Source organism: Paenibacillus marchantiophytorum, assembly GCF_014640555.1.
Classification (GTDB): Bacteria; Bacillota; Bacilli; order Paenibacillales; family NBRC-103111; genus Paenibacillus_E; species Paenibacillus_E marchantiophytorum.
In genome coordinates this window covers 18704-38826 of record NZ_BMHE01000047.1, presented here as the reverse complement: position 1 = coordinate 38826, position 20123 = coordinate 18704, and the positions used below count along the sequence as shown (strand labels likewise).

The following is a 20123-nucleotide window of genomic DNA, read 5'->3' as shown; positions in this document are numbered from 1 at the left end:
GATATTTTGCGTAGCTCACAAAGAAGGGTTTTTCATAGTGTTAAAAGAAGAATTATGTTAAGGTATCTAGCACCGCGATTACTAAATGGGACTGAATTCAGAATGGAGGCATAACATTGAACAACATTGAGAGGTACAAGAAATATAGACAAACACAAGTAGAACTGCATACAAAAATTTTGGATGATTACGTTGATGAAGTTGGTTTCAAGCAAGCTGCTCATACTCTGGGTATCCTTAATAACCGGGATCAGGTGGTTATGGAACATGAGACGGAGTATGATGCTCTATATGACTTTAATATTTATGAAAAATTCCGTGCTGGAAAGAGTATATTATCGCTGTTCGCAGAGAACTACTCCTCAGAGAACCAGGTCGAGAACGAAATGCTAGCGGCAATGCTGCAATCAAAGGCATCCTTATACGAGGTCATACACGTCGATAAGACGGAAGGGGTGCTTATGCTAAATGACATTATGAGTGACTTAAACGAGCCTATTAAAATCATTGATATTAGTTTAAGCAATAACACAATAAGCAGTCCCCTGATCTACACACGAGTGCTCGATCTTGAGGGATTTAGCATGACATCTGGCTTGGGATTTGTTTTTTCCATTGATCATAAAGATTATATTTTGAATCGAAGCCGGAAAATGCTTAAGAAACTGAAAAGCGGCGATACGTCGCTAGATAACTTTATCACCTATTTTCATTTGAATCGTTCGGACGGGATTTTAACGAGGTTTGAGAATGTAAAGTGAGGCCATGAGCAGATAAAACATATGGGAGTGTCTTGACTCTCCTTCGTGTATGGGAGGAAACTAATCTGAAAGCATATGTCTACTGCAATAAATGTGAATATAAAACTTAAGAGCATGACGTAATGTTCATGGCGATAGTAGAGGCCTTTCAGCATGGCGCAGTATACACTTATAAGCATAATAACGATAGATGCCCCCTATGCAAGGCTAAAAATTCATTAAAGCAATCAAAATAGTTGTTGTAAGATAGCGCAGCGATTCAATCACTACAAACCTAAATAACAATGTAGGAGATTAACAGAGTCTTCACAGCCTCTCAAAAGAAAAAAGGAGATTTGCATATGGATGCAGTCTCCTTTTTACTACTTATCAAATTTTCTCACTAAAGAATCTAAATTTCGTTCCAAGTAAATAAAGAATTGGTGTTAATAAGTAAAGGTTGAATACACTTGGAATCTTAGCAACCCCAAAATATAAGCACAATGGCAATGTAATAATTGCAGCAATAATGGCTATCAGTTTCTTATTCATAAGAGAGAACAAAAGACTCACAATCGAAGGCAAGATGAGCAAGCAAGTAAGTGAAATAACATGTCCTAAATTTATGTCTTCTTGTTTGTAGGGATTGAAAAACAAAAAAAAAATCGTCAGTATAATTGCATTTACTGTAGCGATGAGATTTAAATAATTGCTAATCGTATTCTTCATTGTGTTTTCTCCTTTAGACAAAGATGAGAATAGATCAATGACTAAATAATAACATTAAGAATATGATCACTCAATAAGCGCAGGGGAAGGCTATAAGCTTCACCGCAAAGATAGCCCTGAGTAGGCCCTGTCTGTAAGACAGGGTTGTTTATTTTAGACGCAGAAACTTTAATTCATTATGAGTAGAATATTTCATGATCTCATGGATAAAATGAACAGGGACCCGATTTCCCACGCTTGTCTGGCCCCGTTCCATCCAGGTGTGACGAAGTGGATTTTAATGCCATACAGTGACTATTACACCAGTAAAGTAACTCTCTCAGAAAAAGTACGCCAATTTTCGAGAAAAATAATAGAATTATAGAAATTTTCACTTTCTTCCACTTTGCATAAAAGCTAGAATCTGATAGTATATAAGAAAATACCGATAGATTTAGTGAGAATTAAAGGAGGCACCTTTCCATGGAAAAAATGATGCTTGATTCTATAGATGAAATGACGCATCTGGATCAACTCGAGGCTGAAGCGATTTATATTATCAGAGAAGTAGCGGCGGAATGTGAGAATCCCGTGATGCTGTATTCGATCGGGAAGGATAGTTCCGTGATGCTGCATTTGGCGCTGAAGGCTTTCTATCCGGAGAAGCCGCCGTTTCCTTTCATGCATATTGATACAACGTGGAAGTTCAAAGAAATGATTGAATTCCGCGACCGCAAAGCCAAAGAATTCGGAATCAAAATGCTCGTTCACTCCAATCAAGAAGGGATTGAACAAGGCATTAACCCTTTTGATCATGGTTCCGCGTATACGGATATTATGAAAACCCAAGCCTTAAAAGAGGGATTGGACAAATACGGATTTACGGCTGCGTTCGGCGGCGGAAGACGTGACGAGGAGAAGTCGCGGGCGAAGGAGCGGATTTTCTCGTTCCGGAACAAGAATCATGCCTGGGATCCGAAAAACCAACGGCCGGAAATGTGGAAGCTTTTCAACACAAGAATTAATAAAGGCGAGAGCATCCGCGTTTTCCCAATCTCCAACTGGACAGAGAAAGATATCTGGCAATACATTCGCCGAGAAAATATTGATATTGTGCCGCTCTATTTTGCCCAAGAAAGACCTGTCATCGAACGCGAAGGACATCTCATCTTGGTAGATGATGATCGCATGAAGCTCGAACCTCATGAACAAGTTGAAATGAAGAAGATGCGGTTTCGCACATTAGGCTGCTATCCTCTTACTGGCGGAGCCGAGTCGGAAGCGGACACGATAGATGCCATTATTGAAGAAACACTTGGTGCGGTTTCATCCGAACGGACCACTCGGGTAATTGACCAAGAAGCGGCGGGAAGTATGGAAAGACGTAAACGGGAGGGTTATTTCTAAGATGAAAAGTCTGCTTAAATTTATTACTTGCGGAAGTGTAGACGACGGAAAATCCACCTTAATCGGACATATGCTTTATGAGGCCAAGCTTTTGTTCGCCGACCAAGAGAAAGCATTAGAACTGGATAGCAGACTTGGGAGCCGCGGCGGCAAAATTGACTATTCCTTACTGCTTGACGGGCTGCTAGCCGAGCGTGAGCAAGGTATTACGATTGATGTGGCTTATCGGTATTTTACGACGGATCACCGTTCTTTCATTGTAGCGGATACACCGGGGCATGAAGAATATACACGTAACATGGCTGTGGGCGCATCTTTTGCGGATCTGGCGATCATTCTTGTGGACGCAACGAAAGGCATTATTACGCAAACCAAGCGTCACACTCGGATTTGCGCGCTTATGGGGATTAAACATCTAGTTCTGGCTGTGAATAAAATGGATTTGGTCGGTTTTGATCCGAACAAGTTTGATGCGATTGGGCAAGAATTCGCGAAGTTGACGGCGGAGTTCCGCTTTGAAAGCATTCAGGTCATCCCGGTTTCGGCTACGGAAGGGGATAACATCACGAAGAATTCGCCGAATTCTCCTTGGTACAAGGGCAAGGCTTTGCTGCCGTATTTGGAAGATGTCGATGTGCACCAGAACGACAATGCGAAAGAATTTATGATGCCTGTTCAGCGGGTATGCCGGCCGGACCATACGTTCCGCGGCTTTCAAGGCCAGATCGAGGCTGGGCGTATCGCGGTTGGCGATGAGCTGACGACGCTGCCTAGTCGCGAGACGGCGAAAGTGAAACGCATCCTGGTGACCGACCAAGATCGGGAGTATGCTTATGCCGGACAACCGGTTACCATCCAATTGGATCGGGAAGTCGATGTTTCACGCGGCTGTGTGTTCACGAAGGATAGTAAAATCCAAGAGGCGGATAGCTTTAGCGCAACGATTCTTTGGATGGATGATTCCGTGCTGACGCCGGGCAAAAACTATTTGGTCAAAGTGGGCACGAAAGTGCTGCCGGGTACGGTAACAGCCATTAAGCATAAAATCGATATTAATACCGGCAATACGGTTCCAACCGATCAGTTGGTTAAAAATGAGTTGGCGAAATGCGAATTTTCGGTTTCGGATGATATCGTGTTTGATTCATTTGAACAAAATAAAAGCATCGGCGGCTTTATTCTGATCGATCGCGTTACGAATATGACTTCCGCTTGCGGCGTTATCGATGCGGCACTGCAAAGTTCCGACAAAGGGACGCAGTCGCTTGCAGAAGTCACGAGAGATGTTCGTGCCGAGCAGAAAGGTCAAAATCCGCTAACCATCTGGTTTGGCGGCTCAGCTTCGGCGACTGCAACGCTTGCGAAGGAAGTCGAGAAACGCTTGGTTGCGAGAGGCTACCATACGATGCTGCTCGAGAACGGCGCAGGAGAATCGCCTCAACGCTTGGCGGAAGTGGCGAAATTGATGAACGACGCCGGGCTTGTTGCGTTGGTAGTGGCGGATGCTGCGTACGCGGGAGCGCGGGAGCTTATTGGTGAAGCGTTTATCGAAATCGGAGCGGATGCAAGAAAGTCCTCTGTTGAAGAGGATGCGAATGATATTGTTAAACGAGTTGTGAAGTATTTAATTAACAACAAAGATATGGATTATTCGATATAATGTGAGAAAGCCTAGGACGAAGGTTCTGGGCTTTTCTTTGTTGTATGCCGCTAGGGCAGTATGGGCTGAGTTGACAATGTAAATGATGAATGTAACTTTAAAGCAAGGAGAAAAACAGATGACGATAATTGATAAATTAGCAACCTCACTCAACCGAAAAGATGAAGGTCCTAATCAGGAACTGGCGAAATATATTGCCGATCATGATGATAAGGGAGCTGTGAAAGAGCTTGTGGATAACTTGTATAGCAGTGACAAGAATATCCAAAGCGATTGTATTAAAGTTCTCTATGAAATCGGAGTAATCAAACCGTCTTTAGTTGTTGAATACAGCAAAGAGTTCGTAACATTGCTTGATCAAGGGAACAATCGACTTGTCTGGGGGGCTATGACAGCACTAGATGTGATAACTCTTGAAAATCCCGAAACCATTTATTTATCACTTGCCACAATTGTTGATATTGCTGATAAGGGATCGGTGATCACCAAAGATCACGCCGTAAATATCCTGATTAAACTTTGTGCTGTTGAACAATATGCTGATCATGCCTTCACCTTACTCATTGAACAGCTTAAGAAATGTCCGACCAATCAGCTTCCAATGTATGCGGAGAATGCAATATCTATCGTTAACGAGAAAAATAAAGCCTTGTTCATAGAGACGCTTATCTCACGACTCGACGAGATTGAAAAAGATACAAAACGAAAGCGAGTGGAGAAGCTGATTAAGAAATTGAGTTGATTATTTTGTTTCTGTCTGCATACGAACGGACGACGCGGCCGAGAAGTACCAAAGAGTATTAAGGGAACAAGTTGTCCGGCAAAAATGTGTTGCTGGGGGCTTTGAGCAAAAAGCTTCAATTGGAGGCTGCGTTTGAGCATGATTTTGACCATACAAATAGTTATGAGTAGACAATAAAAAAACACCTGGATTCAGGTGTTTTTTTATTGCTTTTTCTTCAAACTGAACTCATATGTACGAAGCAAGTGGAGACTTTCTCTCAGAAAGTTGCTTTCTTCCTCAGTGAGTATTTCTTTGACCCCACCGAAGAATGCCACATTAGCTGACTCTTTATTGGTATCGTTTGGAATCCAGTTCCTCCCAATGAAGGAGTCTAAACTTACTTCGAAAAAATCAGCCAGAGCAATAAGTGTATTAAAGTCTGGTTCTCGGGTGCCTTGTTCGTAATTAGCGAGCTGCCCACGGGATAATTTCATCCGCGCTGCTAACTCATATTGGCTAATTCCCTTATTGTTTCTGAGTTCCGCTAATCGTTTACCGAACAATTTCAATCACCTCATAATCCATTATAAGGAACAGGAATCTGTTGGTACTATAATGGACACGATAAGTTTCTTTTATGCTTGACTAGTTGCTATAAAGACTATATATTTGAATGAAATAGACACGATTTGTTTCTATATTCAATTTTTATCCTGTTATAAAGACACGATAAGTTTCCGGTCTTGGCATTAGTATCTAAGATTCTAATTGGAGGCGAGCGCTATTAACGATGTTGTTATAAAATACGGAGAATTCGTAGCAGAAGAAAATGTCCTCATCCAAAGAGTCGAAGTATGCAGAAAGATTATCGAAGTTATTTTAAAGTATCTTTCAGAACAGGCAGATGCTATTCATATCCTAACAGCAGAGGACATAGTAACATCGATTCATACTATGCACCAAGACTTAGAGATAGAATTACTTCATGTCAGACTTGAGAAGAGTTTATTGGAAAATAAAATTAGCATTTTGGAAGCTAACGGCAATATTTAAGATGGAAGATAGACCCTTAACCTCCCTGTATGGGAGGTTTTTTAGATTTTGGTACGAACTTTGATGTTTATTGGTGAATAAAGGGATATTAAGTTTAATTGTGGAATTTAAGTATATTCATACTAAGGCATTATTGCCCAATTAAATATAAAGGATATGAGAGAAATGGATCCGGATAAGTATTTAGTCTTGATAAATGAAGAAGATAAAACGTCTGAGGTGGAGTCATTTAAACCAGAGGGGTCAAAGGTTAAAGTGAAGTACCAAGGAGGCAAGGAATATGCGTTCAATAAGCAGAATGTAGTGTTGCTAGAAAATCCGATTCTCGTTGATGTTGATGAAAAATTACTATTCTACAGAAACAATCAATTATTTAATAGTAAGGTAATGCTCATATTCGGGGAAACGGCTAAAATTATATTTAAGGCTGGTCACAGCCAATTATTTGACTATAAATTTATCAAAGTGGATAGTTCAAAAAATCAGCGGTCTAAAATTCAGGAGTTGCTAGAGTATTGGACTGATATTTCTAAATATACGAATACGGATGACGAGAAGGACGCCTTTTTACTGAAGGAATTCTCCAAACTCAATTATATTGATTCACAAAGCGTCCTAAGTAGCTATATGAACGAGAGCAATTTAATCATTGATTCTTCATCTTCAAATCATACAATTTTTCCATTTAGATTTAATTTAAGTCAAAAACAGGCACTGGAACATGCCTTGAAAAGCAACGTATCCGTTATAGAAGGGCCCCCAGGTACTGGGAAGACTCAAACAATTCTTAATATCATAGCAAATCTGGTGATGCTTAATAAAACGGTAGCCGTTGTGTCAGGTAATAACGCGGCAGTTCAGAATGTTAAAGATAAATTAGTGAAAGATGGTTACGAATTTATTGCTGCTTCTTTGGGGAATAGTGACAATAAGAAGCATTTTTTTAAAAATGCACCTGTTTATAGGGAGTCCGGCTGGGAAAGTGATAGAGAAGAGTTGGAGTTAGTTGAAGGAATAAAAAAGTTAAATGATCGAATTCATAGTTTGTTGGAGCTTAATAATAGTAAAGCCAAATTGCAGCAGAAACTATCCGCATATTGTTTGGAGCAGCAGCATTTTGAAAGTTATTATAGCAATCAAAATCTCCAAGAAATTATTAATCTCCCGTTTTATCGAAAGACATCTGAGAGTATCATTTCATTTCTAGCCGATTATCATATTGCAATGGAAAAAAACAAATCAGACAAATTTTTGCATAGAATAAACATGTTCTGGAAGCATGGTTTTAGAGATTTTAAAAGTCTTAAGGAACAAGAAGTTGGTTATATTATAAATTTGCAGAAGCACTATTATAAGCTGAAAATAGAAGAATTTAAGAAAAAGATTGCATCCATTCAAAAGGAGTTGGATGGGGGGGAGTTTACCCCCTTACTTAAGCAACATGAAGAACTATCTACAAAGTTATTTCGACATAGGCTACATATCAAATATAAAAATGAGAGTCCTTTGCAAATGAATGAATCATCGTATAAGAAAAAGGGTAATTTCAATAAGTTTATAACACATTATCCAGTAATTTTGAGTACAACTCATTCCTTAAGAAACTGTGTTCCTGATGGTTTTTTATTTGATTATGTCATTATTGACGAATCTTCACAGGTCGATTTACTCACTGGTGTATTAGCTTTATCATGTTGCAAAAATGCGATAATAGTGGGAGATATGAAACAGTTACCACAAATTGTAGAAATGGATATTAAAAAGAAGATTGCCACTAACGAAGTAGAAGAAGCTTATGATTATTTTGAACATAATATTCTGTCATCTGTGATTAAAATATTTGAAAAATCGTTGCCTAGAGTGTTGCTAAGGGAGCACTACAGATGCCATCCTCAGATCATCAACTTCTGTAATAAGAAATATTATAATGAGGAGTTAATACCCTTTACCCTTGGAAATGAGATTTTGAGTCCATTAGTCCTTATTCGCACGGAAAAGGGAAATCACATGAGAAGGGTAACTCGAGGTAATGATAAAGGGAATTTCAATCAAAGAGAGCTAGACGTCATAGTTCAATATTTGGAGAATCCACTACGGCATGTAGAAGATGCGGAGGATATTGGTTTTGCAGCGCCCTATCGTAAACAGGTAAAGACAGCTCTTTCACTACTAGATTCTCAAATTGAAGCAGATACTGTACATAAATATCAAGGTAGAGAAAAGTCCATCATGTTATTCTCCACTGTTCTGGATCATTCCTACATGGGAAGATTTGGTATTCCTTTTGTCGATGATCCTTGCATTATTAATGTTGCTGTATCAAGGGCTCGAGATCAATTTATCCTCATAACTGATCAATCGTTGTTTGAAAAAGAAAGTAAGGAAGTCAGCGATTTAATTCGATATATGGAATACAATGCATTGGATGAAAATATTATTCAAAGTGACATCGTTTCTATTTTTGACCTACTCTATAAGGATTACTCTGAGAAACTTATAGAGTTACAAAGTAGACTTTTAAATGTATCTAGATTTAAATCTGAAAATATTATGTGGACTTATATTCAGGATTTATTAAGCGATTCAGAGTACAACTGTTTTACGGCAGGGACACAGATTTATTTGAAAAATCTATTGAGTAGCATAGATCAATTTACGGAAAAAGAACGCAGTTATATTAAACATAATGCCTCTGTTGATTTCGTTATCTACCATTCATTAAATAATAAACCTGTTCTACTCATAGAAGTTGATGGGTTTGCATCTCATGCAAATAACCCCGAACAGCTAAGAAGGGACGAGTTAAAAGATAGTATTATTAAGAAATATGATGTCCCTTTTATCAGGTTTCCGACGACTGGTAGTAACGAAAGAGAAAAACTTAAATTGAAGTTAAACGAGGTTAAGAATAGTATTTATTTGGAAAGAAGTTAACGATAATTAAAAATGTGATAAAACACGTACATGGCCAAACAAGGAGGGCTGAAATTGTTATTTAATCGAGGTTTCATTTTCAAAATAATCTTAATATCAGCTATATCTGTTTCAGTAATGACGCCATTTACAACTTTCAAAACCACGTATGCTGAATCCGCCACTGTTACTTTCGATGACCCGGCCTTTGAAGCTTTCATACGTAAGCAATTGCATAAAACGGAAGGGACCATAACGGGGGAGGATATGCAATCTCTTACTGAACTTGCCTCGGCAAGTTGGTTGGGAATCCGAAGCCTCAAAGGGATTGAATTTGCAACGAATTTAACACGATTAAGTATTGAACAGAACAAGATTGCTGATCTTTCTCCACTTGCAGGTTTGGTTAAACTGCAAAGGATTACTCTGGATTACAATGAAATAACGGATTTAAATCCACTTAGAAACTTAACAGAATTAACAGATTTGAATCTTTATCATAATAAAATTAAAAGTCTAGGGCCGTTAAAAAACTTGAAAAAGCTAACCAATCTACAAGTTTATGCGAATGAGATCGAAGACCTCTCGCCATTAAGTGAACTTACTCAATTAAAGTCGTTTGGTGCCTATTTCAATCATATTCGGGATGTCACTCCTCTCGCCAATCTGGTAAATCTGCGCTCTATTTTTATAGCTAATAATAGGTTTAAAGATATTTCTCCTCTACACAAACTCGAGAATCTTGAAGCTCTTTCGATTGGTGGGAACCAAGTAACCAACATTGATGTTGTTAGTAACATGCCTAAACTAAATATGGTAAATCTCGATAATAATCCGATCCAGGATCTTTCCCTTCTCAAGTCGCTTCAAGAGATCCGTTCACTGGATTTGGGTGGATTGAAGCTCGAAGACATTTCCTTTTTGAGTAAAATGAGTAAGTTAGCTACGCTAAGGCTAGATCATAATCAAATTGTTGATATTGCTCCTCTAGCTGAATTAACTTTCCTTACAGGTCTTGAGATAGGAAGTAATAAGGTTGTAGATATTACCCCAATCGCTAGGCTTACCAATCTTGAATACATTCAACTAGAGAACAATAAAGTTGCAGATATTTCATCACTATCCTCTTTAAATAAACTTTGGATGTTAAGTCTAGATGGCAACCCTGTCTCTAATCTAAAACAGTTAGTGTCTCTAAAAATGCTAAGATTCCTGACATTAAACAATATGCATCTTTCAGACATCGGATTCGTGAGCGACTTAAAGAATTTAACTTACTTAGGATTGAACAATAATCAAATTAATGATTTAAGTCCATTAACTAAGTTGCAACGATTAGATGGATTAAACCTATCAGGGAATGAAGTAGATGATCTCAAGCCTTTGCAAAGATTAACCTCATTAACAAGTCTTACTTTAAGCAGAAATAATGTTGAAGATATTTCTCCCCTTTACAGACTGTCTAAATTAAAGAGTTTGAATCTCGAACATAACCGTGTTTCGGATATTAATGCCCTGCGGGATCATACGAATCTCTGGGAGATTAACCTGATTAATAATCCTTTGAGTGAGCAAGCGCTTGAAGCTGTTAAGGGAAAGCATAAATTAGGTGTTGTTGTTAAGTATGGGGATCAGATCGTTTTGAAGTTAGATGATAACTTATTGGACTTTGAAGCGGATGAGGAGCCTTTGATGAAGGACGGAACTGTTCTTGTACCTATGCGCCGAATTTTCAGCGTTTTAGGAGCTCAGGTGTTCTGGGATGGGGATATGCAAAGTATTACTGCTGAAAAAGGGGATATAAGCGTTAAGTTAGTAATCGGTTCAGATAAAGCTTTAATTAACAATAAAGAGGTACGTCTAGATGCGGCACCGCGGTTATTGAATGGTACGACCTTAGTTCCGGTGCGCTTTGTCAGTGAAGCTCTTGGGGCAGAGGTAAGTTGGGATGCAGGGGAACGTATGGTTATTGTTAAAAGGGACTGAAGAAACAGGAAGCGGCGATACCTCGGTATTCTCGGCGTTTTGCATAATTAATGCATAAACGCCTTTTTTGTATGTATCCCAAAATGCCGAAGGTGTAACAAAAATGGTATAATTATCCGATATAATTATTGCCAATTATTTTATGAAAATGGGGATTGCAGCTATGACTACGATAGGAATTGATTTGGGAACGACGAATAGCCTTGTTGCTTATTGGACCGATAACGGTCCTGCTATTATACCGAATGTACTTGGGGAACATTTGACACCATCTGTGATTAGTGTTGATGAGAATGGCGAGATTCTGGTCGGGCAGATTGCCAAAGAACGGCTCATTACGCATCCGCAGGTAACCGTATCTACGTTCAAACGACACATGGGCACAGAGAAAATGTTTCAATTAGGCAAATATTCATTCTCGCCGGAAGAATTGTCCTCTTTTGTGATCAGGGCTCTGAAAGGGGACGCGGAGGATTTCCTAGGCGAGCAGGTGACGGAAGCGGTCATTAGCGTTCCGGCCTATTTCAATGATACCCAGCGCAAAGCGACGAAGCGGGCTGCCGAACTTGCGGGGCTGAAGGTGGAGCGGCTTCTGAGCGAGCCGACGGCTGCGGCCATTTCCTACGGCCTGCACCAAAAGGAAGCGGAAACGAAATTTCTTGTTTTCGATTTGGGTGGCGGGACTTTTGACGTGTCGATTCTGGAGTTGTTTGAAGGCGTTATGGAAGTGAAGTCGATTGCGGGCGACAATTACTTAGGCGGTGAAGATTTTACCCAGATATTAGCTTCTCATTTTGTCGACTCTCAAGGTATTGATGTTCAGCAGCTGGACACGAAGGCCCGCTCTGCCATTCACAAGCAGGCCGAATTGTGCAAACGCGTGCTGGGACATAACAATGTGGGCAAAATGAGCTTCGCCATAGGCGGCCAAACCTATGAAATCAGCCTCGACCGTGCCGACTTTGAGAAGCTCGTCACCCCGCTATTGCTTCGTTTGCGGCAGCCGATCGAGCGTGCGCTCAGGGATGCGGAGCTCTTGCCGGAAGATCTCGACACGATTATTCTGATTGGCGGCGCCACACGCATGCCGGTCATCAAGTCCGTTGTCGGTAAAATGTTCGGGCGCCTGCCCTATTTGCACATTAATCCTGATGAAGCCGTCGCTTTGGGCGCTGCGATTCAGGTTGCCTTGAAAGAGAGAAATGAAGCGCTTCAAGAGATTATTTTAACGGATGTATGTCCGTATACCCTGGGTACCTCGGTGGCGGAAATGTTGGGGAACGGGAAGCATGAGTCCGGTTATTTTCTTCCTATTATAGAGCGTAATACGCCGATTCCGGTCAGCAAAGTCGAGCGTGTATGTACAATTGCCGACTATCAGACAAGTATTCGTCTCGAAATCTATCAAGGCGAGAGCCGTCGCGTTGAAAACAACATGAAACTGGGAGAAATGAATATCGCCCTCCCGTCTGACCGTGCCGGCGAGCAGTCTATCGACATCCGGTATACGTATGACATTAACGGAATTTTGGAAGTTGAGGTCGTAACGATCAAAACTGGCATGAAAAATAAAATGATCATTGAAAAAAGTCCCGGCGCTCTTTCCCCGCAAGAGATCGAGGAGCGCCTGCTTATGCTCCAAGACATTAAGATTCATCCAAGAGAGCGAACGGAGAACAGGCTGCTGCTTGCAAAAGGTGAGCGTCTATATGAAGAATCGCTTAGTGAGAAACGCGCTGAAATCGCGTTGTGGTTAAACCGCTTTGAAAGCGTCCTAGCCACGCAAAAAGAGATGGAGATCAAAAAAGCCGCCGCAGATTTGAAAGCAAAGCTGTCGCAAATGGAGAGGTGGCATGATTAGCCATGACATGGTGGAGCCTACTGGGCATTAGTCCAACGGATGATGAGTCCGTAATCAAAAAGGCTTATGCGCAAAAGCTGAAAATCTTCCATCCGGAGGAGGACCCGGAAGGGTACCAGAAGTTGAGAGAGGCCTATGACCGAGCCATTAAATACGCGAAGGCCCAGCGAAAAAAACAAATGGATGTTCCTGCCGGGCTCGATATTCTGATTCCTGAGCCCGTGCTTGAGTCGGATGACCGCGAGCGTGAGCAGGAAGCCGACCGCGAACCGTTGCTAGATGAGCGAATTCCGCCGCCGCCAAAAGTCCATTTGCAAGATACTATTATCAATCCTGCGCCCAGCATGGCGATGCAGATTAATGATTTTATGGGCCAGTTCCAAGCTTTGTATCAGCACTTTTTCTCACGAATAGATAGCGAGAAGTGGACGTTATTGTTAAGCTCGGATGTCTTATGGCAGGTGGGGTACAAACAGCAGTTAAATGACAGGGTCATGCAGTTCCTGCAAACTCACCACCATTTTCCCAAGGACGTCTGGCAGCTGCTGGAAAGCAATTTCCGGTGGCGGGAAGAGAAGGAGTATCTCCTTAGGCGCTTTCCTGAACAGTTAATCACTTACATCTTTAAACAGCTGGATCAGCTATGGGAGCTTCGGTATAGTCATTTTAAAGCGTATGAAGGCGTGGACTACGATAGATTTGTAGATTATCGGGAACAAGCGCTTGATGCTTTGATCGCGAACGATCTGGAACTTGCCGGGCGGTGCATGACGGAAGCGCATGCGATTTATCCGGACGACCCGGATCTGCTTCGTATGCAGTGCGAGTATTACTTGCGTATAGGCGACGCCGAGCGGGCGCTTATTGCGTGCAACCACGCGATCCGAGTGAGCCCTGATGAATTGGATGGGTATTATTACCGCGCGCAAATCCAATATAGTGCCGAGCACTATCACGACGCTATCGGGGACTGCGAACATATTCTCTCCCGCAAGCCGGAGAGTTTGCACGCCCTGTGGCTGCAGGCGAGGTGCTACATGATGCTGGGCGAGATGGAGCACGCCAAAACGCGTTATATACAAGTGCTTAATCAAAATCCCTATGATTTCGAAGCAACTACCGGCCTGGCACAAGTTAATGCGCAATTGGCAGAGTCGCTGATGGCTAAATCCGAAAAGCCCGACAAACGGGTTTTAGCCCCGCTATTTAAAGAGCTTGGAAAACCCGCTTGGATAGGCGCAACGGTCATGTTCCTGCATATTTTGCTGAGAAGAACGTGGATCTACGGTTTGTTGCTTGTCATTGGTCTGCTTTTCCTAAATGGGACATTGAGTAAGGATAGCGCCCCATATCCGGAACCATTAGCACCGAAAGCCATTTCCACGACGCAAAGCGCCGTAGAGGTTCAAACACAGGAAGATTTAAGACGATCTGGGCAACAGAAACAGAACATTATCGTGGGGCTTACGATGGTTAAATGTCCTGATATGTACTCCGATTATATACGGGATGAAAGCAGTGGAACTACCAAAGCTATTTACCCGGGTTTTAACGAAGTTGGGGGGATAAGTCCGGATTATGGTTATGTATGCTTGGGTTATCTAGACGATAAGACCGTTATTTTTACAGGAAATATTCATCATTGGTCTGCAGCTTTGTACAAGCCCCCGTTGTATAAATTAAAGGGCAGGGCTACCAAGATTGCGTCACCAGACCTGTTGAAGGCGGTGGAGAGCAGGATCAGCAACGATCCGAGATTCGATTCTTATCTCGACAACCTGAATGTCGATACGTATATAGAGGCTAGAGATGAAAATGAGTTGGTTTTGACAAATATACCTCCTCCTCTTCCAGAAGAATGGCGGGCACCAAAAGCATTGTACGTGTATGCAGGACTTATCTGTTGTATCTTAGCCCTCTTGATTCGGGAAATCAGGAGAACATACAGAGCAGTTCAATTCTAAATGACGGAGCTACATCCATGACGATATGGCAAAACCGCAAGGCAAAAGATAGGCAACTGTATATGCGGGCACTGACGGCGGTCTGCCTGAAAGGCCGTTTGGCGTATTATTTTACAATGTACAAGTATGGATTCTTGAGGGACTCTATTGTGGCTAAAAAGCGGTTGACCAACCGATTGAGAGAAGAGTGGCAGATTCATAACGCGCAAGGTTTGAAATCCAAGCTGGGATGGCTGCTCCAAGAAGGAAACAGGCAGTCGTATCTTGAAATCCATCACCGTTTGTCGGCTCTCTCAGAGACAGAACGGATGGACTATGTCCAATCCTTGCCCAAAAAGCAAAAAGAGACGATCAGGATTTCTATTGTCAATTACTACTGCAGGAAGCTGCCCGAGAATGGCATCGCGGCTTATGATTATGCCCAGTATTTGTATTTATGCCGTGTGGGGGTAACGCTTAGGTATTTGACCAAACAAGAAGGCCTAAATCGCATGCAGCATGTAGCGCAGCTTATCCAGCAATCCTATTCCGGATGGGAAGAGTATGTTGCGGCTTATGTGACCGGAAGCCAGTTTGATGCGGCGGAAACCTCCTCGACTTATGTGAAAAAGAATCAGGCTTTAATCACAAAGTGGTTTGCAGCGAAGAACAGTCCATTTCGCCAGCTGGAGTGGGAGATGGATCTTGGTAAGTAGATGATAAATAATGCTCTCCTTCCTGCAACGGAATGGAGAGTTTAATTCTTTCGAGACCCTGTTTAGCATACTTGATACAGAAAAATGTCGAATTTTACACAATCTTTATTGAGAATTATGTAAAACTTTATCCTTTTTTGCACGAAATGTTGTAAGATAAAGTCGACAGTAATTATTTTATAGGTTTTTATGACGATTAAGGGGGATTTTAAATGGGTTGGTATTTAAAGGTATTTAAAGATTACGTAGGGTTTTCAGGCAGAGCACGACGCAAGGAATACTGGATGTTTCTACTCTTCAATGCGATCGCTAGTACAATTCTAGTCATCTTGGATACAATAATTGGACTTAACTCCGTTTTACCTTTGCTGTATTCTTTGGCAGTTCTTTTGCCGTCTCTAGCTGTCTCTTTTCGGAGACTGCATGATACGGGGAGGAGCGCTTGGTGGGTTTTGATCAGTTTAATCCCATTTGTCGGCTCTATTATTCTTATCGTATTCAACTGCCAAGACAGTGAGCCTAATACGAATAAATATGGTCCGAATCCTAAGCAATTTGCTTAAATTAACCTGTAAAAGTAAAAGAGTGACCTCGAATTGTTCGAGGTCGCTTTTTTTGTCATTATTTTGTGCGAGAGTAAGCTTGGATGGGTTCATTAATTTTAAGGTATTATAAAAGGCTCAAAACAGAAATCAGGATAATGGGATATTTTCGAGTCATCAATCGTGTTGTATGTAGGAGGCGAATAAATGGAAAACAATTCTTTATTGCGTACGGATAAAGAGTTGGCTGAACTCTATCAACGGCATGTCGATCAAGTTTACAGGCTGTGCTATATCTATTTGAAAAATCCCGTTGATGCAGAAGACGCTGTTCAATCTGTATTTTTAAAACTGATCAAATCTCGAATGGTCTTCAATGACCACGAACATGAAAAAGCGTGGTTGATAGTAACCACCAGAAATTACTGTAAAGACGTTAAAACGGTCATACCAGGTTCTTGGGAAACAGCTTTTAAGCTGGATTTCAAGGAGTACTCTAACCTTTATCAGATAGATCATAACATTACCATGTTTGGTTATGAGGCATTATAACGAAGCCGCCGGTAGATTAAAGGAAATTGGTGTATATAAACATTTGGATAACTACCCTATCACGATAAATTATAAAGATGGTACCTCAGAAACAACTAGTATTTTTACTGGATTGCATGTGCTAGATTATCTAAATGACCAAATGCTTACGATTAAAACTTTTGAACATGTTATAAATGATAAGGAAATCGCATCGATCGTATTTTTTGATAAAGAAATTCCGATTAAAAACTGAATCTCCATTACTAACCGTAAAGTGCAAGGTGCAAAAAACCTAGAAATGATTTCTAGGTTTTTTGTTTCCTTTACTATTAAATTTGCCATCCGCACTTTCAACATTAACAAGAGAGTGAGACAGAATGTTTGGAACTTTAAAACGTGTGGTATAATGAAAATATATAAAATTGCATTGGAGGGATAGCCTTGATCCCCAAAAAAATTGATTTTCAGACGGCAAGTGCAATTAAATTAATGCTTCAAAAACTAAATATAAATAATGCCCGAGTACTTATTGATCTTGATAAGCAAACAGTTGAAGCCCAAGATGATGATTATTCCGTAGATGATCTTCTTGAGGCAGCTGGGATGTTATCTCCTGAAAGAGGCAAAGAACTGCTCGACGAAGTGAAAAGATCTCGTGAGGATTGGGATTCATGAGCCGAGGTTATTTACTTGACACCAATATTGCAATTGCGATTCTTGTTAATGAGGACGTTGTAATCGATTTTATTCAACAAGCTTCGAGAGATAAAATGCCGATATATTTTTCGAGGAACTTACAATTCCTATTATAAAAATCTAGGTTCAATTTACTTTAACCTCCCCCGAATTAAGCGGCGGTGGTTTTTTGTTTTGCCAGTTGCTTGTTCGCAATTTATATCATCGCCATACTTTCACCATGTTCACCCCCTCCAAAATATGGGATGATGACGTTACTTCAGGCCATTGCCGTCCTTCCTTCTACAAACCCCGATCTTAGGGCGGCAGCTTTCCAGAAGTGACATCGAATCAGGCTATTGCCTCTCTTCCTTCTAACATCATTGGCGACCTAGAGAGGCAAGTTCCCTGATTGTATCCAGAACCTATGAGGAGGCGTTATGCCGCAATGAGAAATACCATTTATCTAAAACGAAATAGGAAGATCATGGTGCATCCTGGTCATAACCGTCTTCCTCTGACATACATCGCAACAGCAATGAAAAATGTAGAGAACTTAGGATTTACCTTTTCGGAAAGGCTGATAGCTGTTGTCCAAACGTTATCGGTTGATAAGTTTCTAGACATGTATCATCCATTGGTGGAGGATTTGAAGTCGCTCGTAGGGGCGAATGCCGTGTTCCGGCCTATGTATCCCAATTTCCCGCAGCAAGTCATGATGGCAAGTGATGCAGAGCTTTATTTGCAAGCGATCCATCATTATTTAACGCTAAAACTGCCGGAGCATGCTGCGCTGGAGAGATTTCCTTTGCTGGATCAGGTTGATTTGACCATGATTGATCTAGGGAGTTCGGAAGATTTTAATCAGGTCATTCGGAATCTGATTGAAGCGAAAAGTTCGATATCCGAGGCGGACAAGGAAGATATTCAGTGGGTTATCGCTTCTTATGAGGATTTGAGTACGGTGCTGCCGGACGAGATCCCTTTAAAAGAAAATGTGGGATTCGTCGTGGCCGCGCTTCTTAAATATGAGAAGGCCGACATCAAGCTCATCGGAAAATACCTGAAAACGGCCACGGATATCCTGCGATTAGCCGCTGCACTGTCGGATGGGGACGTAAGCCTTGCAACGATTACGCAGTTCCGGAAGTTCAGACGCCCAGAGAGGCGTTTGCTGTTGGAGTTGCTAGAGCAATGCGGGAACAAGGTTGAGGATATGCTGCGCTACAAAAATCGCTGGATTCGTCTCGGAGAAATCCTGCATCCGGCTGAATATAAGCATAAATATGACGGCTGCAAGGCAGCTTTTGACATCCTGCGCAATAATAAACCCTATGCAACGTTCGGTGGCAAAGTTGAGCATGCGCTTCGCCAGATGGATGCAGGCTTAGCTGCGGATCTATTGAAGAATCGCGCCGGCGAGTTCGCCAGACGACTGGATCATTTGCTTAGGATCAGCGATAATGCCCTCCCAATGGTGGCAAAGTTCGCTGCAGTTGCCGCGGATGTGTCAACGCCAGTGCTGCTGCAAGTGATGGCTCATTTTCAGCATCGGAATGAAAGGCAGGATCTGCGGACATTTTTCCCAAAAGGAAATGTAGGTAAAGCCGTAGCGATCCAGAACACGCTGCCTGATATAGAAGCCGAAACGTGTGAGGCGATTGTGCAAATATGTCAAAGCGCGTTAATGAAGCGGTTCTCCGAGCTTCCCTCACTTGGAGACGTTTATGTGGATGAGAGGTTGAGGCGGTATATGATGCCTTTTGCTCAGAGGTCGGCGAGTAAGGCACTCCGTACGATCGTTCGCGGCAGTCGGCTGGAGATGCCGGAAGGGGATACGATTCGCTTTTTCTTGTGGTGGAAAGAAGGGACTGTTAACGGCAAGCATACAGGAAGAGTCGATATTGACCTCTCGGCTGTGATGTATGATGAGCGTTGGCAGTATGTCGAGCATATCTCCTACACCAATCTGCGTTCCGATCGATATACAGCTGCTCACAGCGGGGATATTACCTCGGCTCCTCATGGCGCTTGTGAATTCATCGATATGGATATTCCTTCTATTGTGCAATATGGTGGACGCTACATTGTCGCTTCGCTGAACTCGTTCACGGAACAGCCATACTGTGAGCTGCCGGAGTGTTTTGCGGGGTGGATGATGAGGAAGTATCCGAGTTCGGGGGAGATTTTTGAGCCTTCGACGGTGCTCGATCGCATCGATCTAGCCGCAGATACGAGGATTGCGATACCCGTTATTTTGGATTTGGTGGAGCGGGAGATCATTTGGTGCGACTTGGCCCTGAAGAAGCATCCTTACTACTACAACAATGTCGAGGAGAATCAAAAAGGGATGGTCCTGATGGGGAAGGCCATGACTACTTTGAAGAAGCCTAACTTGCACGATGTATTCATGCTGCATGCTATGGCTAGGGGGCGAGTCGTGGAGCGAGCCGAGTGTGCGCAGACGGTGTTTTCTGTGAGTGAAGGGATTACACCTTTTGATATTAGTCGGATTATGGCGGAGTTTATTGCTTGAAGTGGAACGAAAGAGGCTGTCTCCAAGGGTTGAAAACCTGGGAGCGGCCTTTTTGGTTTTGTTGGCGGAGGTGGGCATTTGCTGGGGGTAACTTGTCTGGGATTCGGTAGGTTTTCTGGTTTGGC

Annotated in this window: 15 protein-coding genes; 13 read left to right on the top strand and 2 right to left on the bottom strand. The window is 41.9% G+C overall.

Annotated features, from left to right (window positions below):
• Window positions 1–116: 116 nt before the first annotated feature.
• The gene (locus IEY34_RS29000; protein WP_189018639.1) at window positions 117–761 is read left to right on the top strand and encodes a DUF7986 domain-containing protein; all 645 of its coding nucleotides are present in this window, start codon (window positions 117–119) and stop codon (window positions 759–761) included.
• A 369-nt stretch (window positions 762–1130) separates the two neighbouring features.
• Here IEY34_RS29000 and IEY34_RS28995 read toward each other — a convergent pair whose 3' ends face one another.
• A complete protein-coding gene (locus tag IEY34_RS28995; RefSeq protein WP_189018637.1) occupies window positions 1131–1469 on the bottom strand; it encodes a hypothetical protein in 339 nt (112 codons plus the stop codon).
• Window positions 1470–1931: 462 nt separating this feature from the next.
• Between IEY34_RS28995 and cysD the strand changes: the two genes are divergently transcribed.
• The 3 genes from cysD (at window position 1932) to IEY34_RS28980 (ending at window position 5257) form a co-directional block, all read left to right on the top strand.
• The gene (cysD, locus tag IEY34_RS28990; protein ID WP_268240196.1) at window positions 1932–2855 is read left to right on the top strand and encodes a sulfate adenylyltransferase subunit CysD; all 924 of its coding nucleotides are present in this window, start codon (window positions 1932–1934) and stop codon (window positions 2853–2855) included.
• Between the two features lies 1 nt (window position 2856).
• Complete coding sequence (locus IEY34_RS28985) at window positions 2857–4515, top strand: GTP-binding protein (RefSeq protein ID WP_189018635.1); 1659 nt, start codon at window positions 2857–2859, stop codon at window positions 4513–4515.
• Between the two features lie 118 nt (window positions 4516–4633).
• Entirely contained in the window at window positions 4634–5257 is a 624-nt protein-coding gene (locus tag IEY34_RS28980) for a hypothetical protein (protein WP_189018633.1), read from the top strand.
• 203 nt (window positions 5258–5460) lie between these two features.
• Here the strand turns inward: IEY34_RS28980 and IEY34_RS37610 are convergent, their stop codons facing one another.
• On the bottom strand, window positions 5461–5802 hold the full coding sequence (locus IEY34_RS37610) for a helix-turn-helix domain-containing protein (RefSeq protein ID WP_189018632.1): 342 nt from the start codon (window positions 5800–5802) through the stop codon (window positions 5461–5463).
• A 655-nt stretch (window positions 5803–6457) separates the two neighbouring features.
• Between IEY34_RS37610 and IEY34_RS28970 the strand changes: the two genes are divergently transcribed.
• The 9 genes from IEY34_RS28970 (at window position 6458) to IEY34_RS28930 (ending at window position 19998) form a co-directional block, all read left to right on the top strand.
• The gene (locus IEY34_RS28970) at window positions 6458–9226 is read left to right on the top strand and encodes an AAA domain-containing protein (RefSeq protein WP_189018630.1); all 2769 of its coding nucleotides are present in this window, start codon (window positions 6458–6460) and stop codon (window positions 9224–9226) included.
• Between the two features lie 54 nt (window positions 9227–9280).
• Window positions 9281–11191, top strand: coding sequence for a leucine-rich repeat domain-containing protein (locus IEY34_RS28965; RefSeq protein WP_189018628.1), 1911 nt, complete (start codon window positions 9281–9283; stop codon window positions 11189–11191).
• A gap of 163 nt (window positions 11192–11354) precedes the next feature.
• Entirely contained in the window at window positions 11355–13052 is a 1698-nt protein-coding gene (locus IEY34_RS28960; protein WP_189018626.1) for a molecular chaperone HscC, read from the top strand.
• Window positions 13053–13054: 2 nt separating this feature from the next.
• Complete coding sequence (locus IEY34_RS28955) at window positions 13055–15016, top strand: J domain-containing protein (protein ID WP_189018624.1); 1962 nt, start codon at window positions 13055–13057, stop codon at window positions 15014–15016.
• A 17-nt stretch (window positions 15017–15033) separates the two neighbouring features.
• Window positions 15034–15711, top strand: a complete 678-nt coding sequence (locus IEY34_RS28950) for a DUF1266 domain-containing protein (RefSeq protein ID WP_189018622.1) — start codon at window positions 15034–15036, stop codon at window positions 15709–15711.
• A gap of 212 nt (window positions 15712–15923) precedes the next feature.
• Entirely contained in the window at window positions 15924–16274 is a 351-nt protein-coding gene (locus IEY34_RS28945) for a DUF805 domain-containing protein (RefSeq protein WP_189018620.1), read from the top strand.
• A 186-nt stretch (window positions 16275–16460) separates the two neighbouring features.
• Window positions 16461–16805, top strand: coding sequence for an RNA polymerase sigma factor (locus IEY34_RS28940; protein WP_189018618.1), 345 nt, complete (start codon window positions 16461–16463; stop codon window positions 16803–16805).
• 423 nt (window positions 16806–17228) lie between these two features.
• Window positions 17229–17462, top strand: a complete 234-nt coding sequence (locus IEY34_RS28935) for a hypothetical protein (RefSeq protein ID WP_079414673.1) — start codon at window positions 17229–17231, stop codon at window positions 17460–17462.
• 448 nt (window positions 17463–17910) lie between these two features.
• Entirely contained in the window at window positions 17911–19998 is a 2088-nt protein-coding gene (locus IEY34_RS28930; RefSeq protein ID WP_189018616.1) for a TerD family protein, read from the top strand.
• The last annotated feature ends 125 nt before the right edge of the window (window positions 19999–20123 follow it).

Coding starts and splice junctions, on each gene's coding strand:
- IEY34_RS28995 (WP_189018637.1), bottom strand. CDS start 1,469: ATGAAGAATACGATTAGCAATTATTTAAATCTCATCGCTACAGTAAAT.
- cysD (WP_268240196.1), top strand. CDS start 1,932: ATGGAAAAAATGATGCTTGATTCTATAGATGAAATGACGCATCTGGAT.
- IEY34_RS28985 (WP_189018635.1), top strand. CDS start 2,857: ATGAAAAGTCTGCTTAAATTTATTACTTGCGGAAGTGTAGACGACGGA.
- IEY34_RS28980 (WP_189018633.1), top strand. CDS start 4,634: ATGACGATAATTGATAAATTAGCAACCTCACTCAACCGAAAAGATGAA.
- IEY34_RS28970 (WP_189018630.1), top strand. CDS start 6,458: ATGGATCCGGATAAGTATTTAGTCTTGATAAATGAAGAAGATAAAACG.
- IEY34_RS28960 (WP_189018626.1), top strand. CDS start 11,355: ATGACTACGATAGGAATTGATTTGGGAACGACGAATAGCCTTGTTGCT.
- IEY34_RS28955 (WP_189018624.1), top strand. CDS start 13,055: ATGACATGGTGGAGCCTACTGGGCATTAGTCCAACGGATGATGAGTCC.
- IEY34_RS28950 (WP_189018622.1), top strand. CDS start 15,034: ATGACGATATGGCAAAACCGCAAGGCAAAAGATAGGCAACTGTATATG.
- IEY34_RS28945 (WP_189018620.1), top strand. CDS start 15,924: ATGGGTTGGTATTTAAAGGTATTTAAAGATTACGTAGGGTTTTCAGGC.
- IEY34_RS28940 (WP_189018618.1), top strand. CDS start 16,461: ATGGAAAACAATTCTTTATTGCGTACGGATAAAGAGTTGGCTGAACTC.
- IEY34_RS28930 (WP_189018616.1), top strand. CDS start 17,911: ATGAGAAATACCATTTATCTAAAACGAAATAGGAAGATCATGGTGCAT.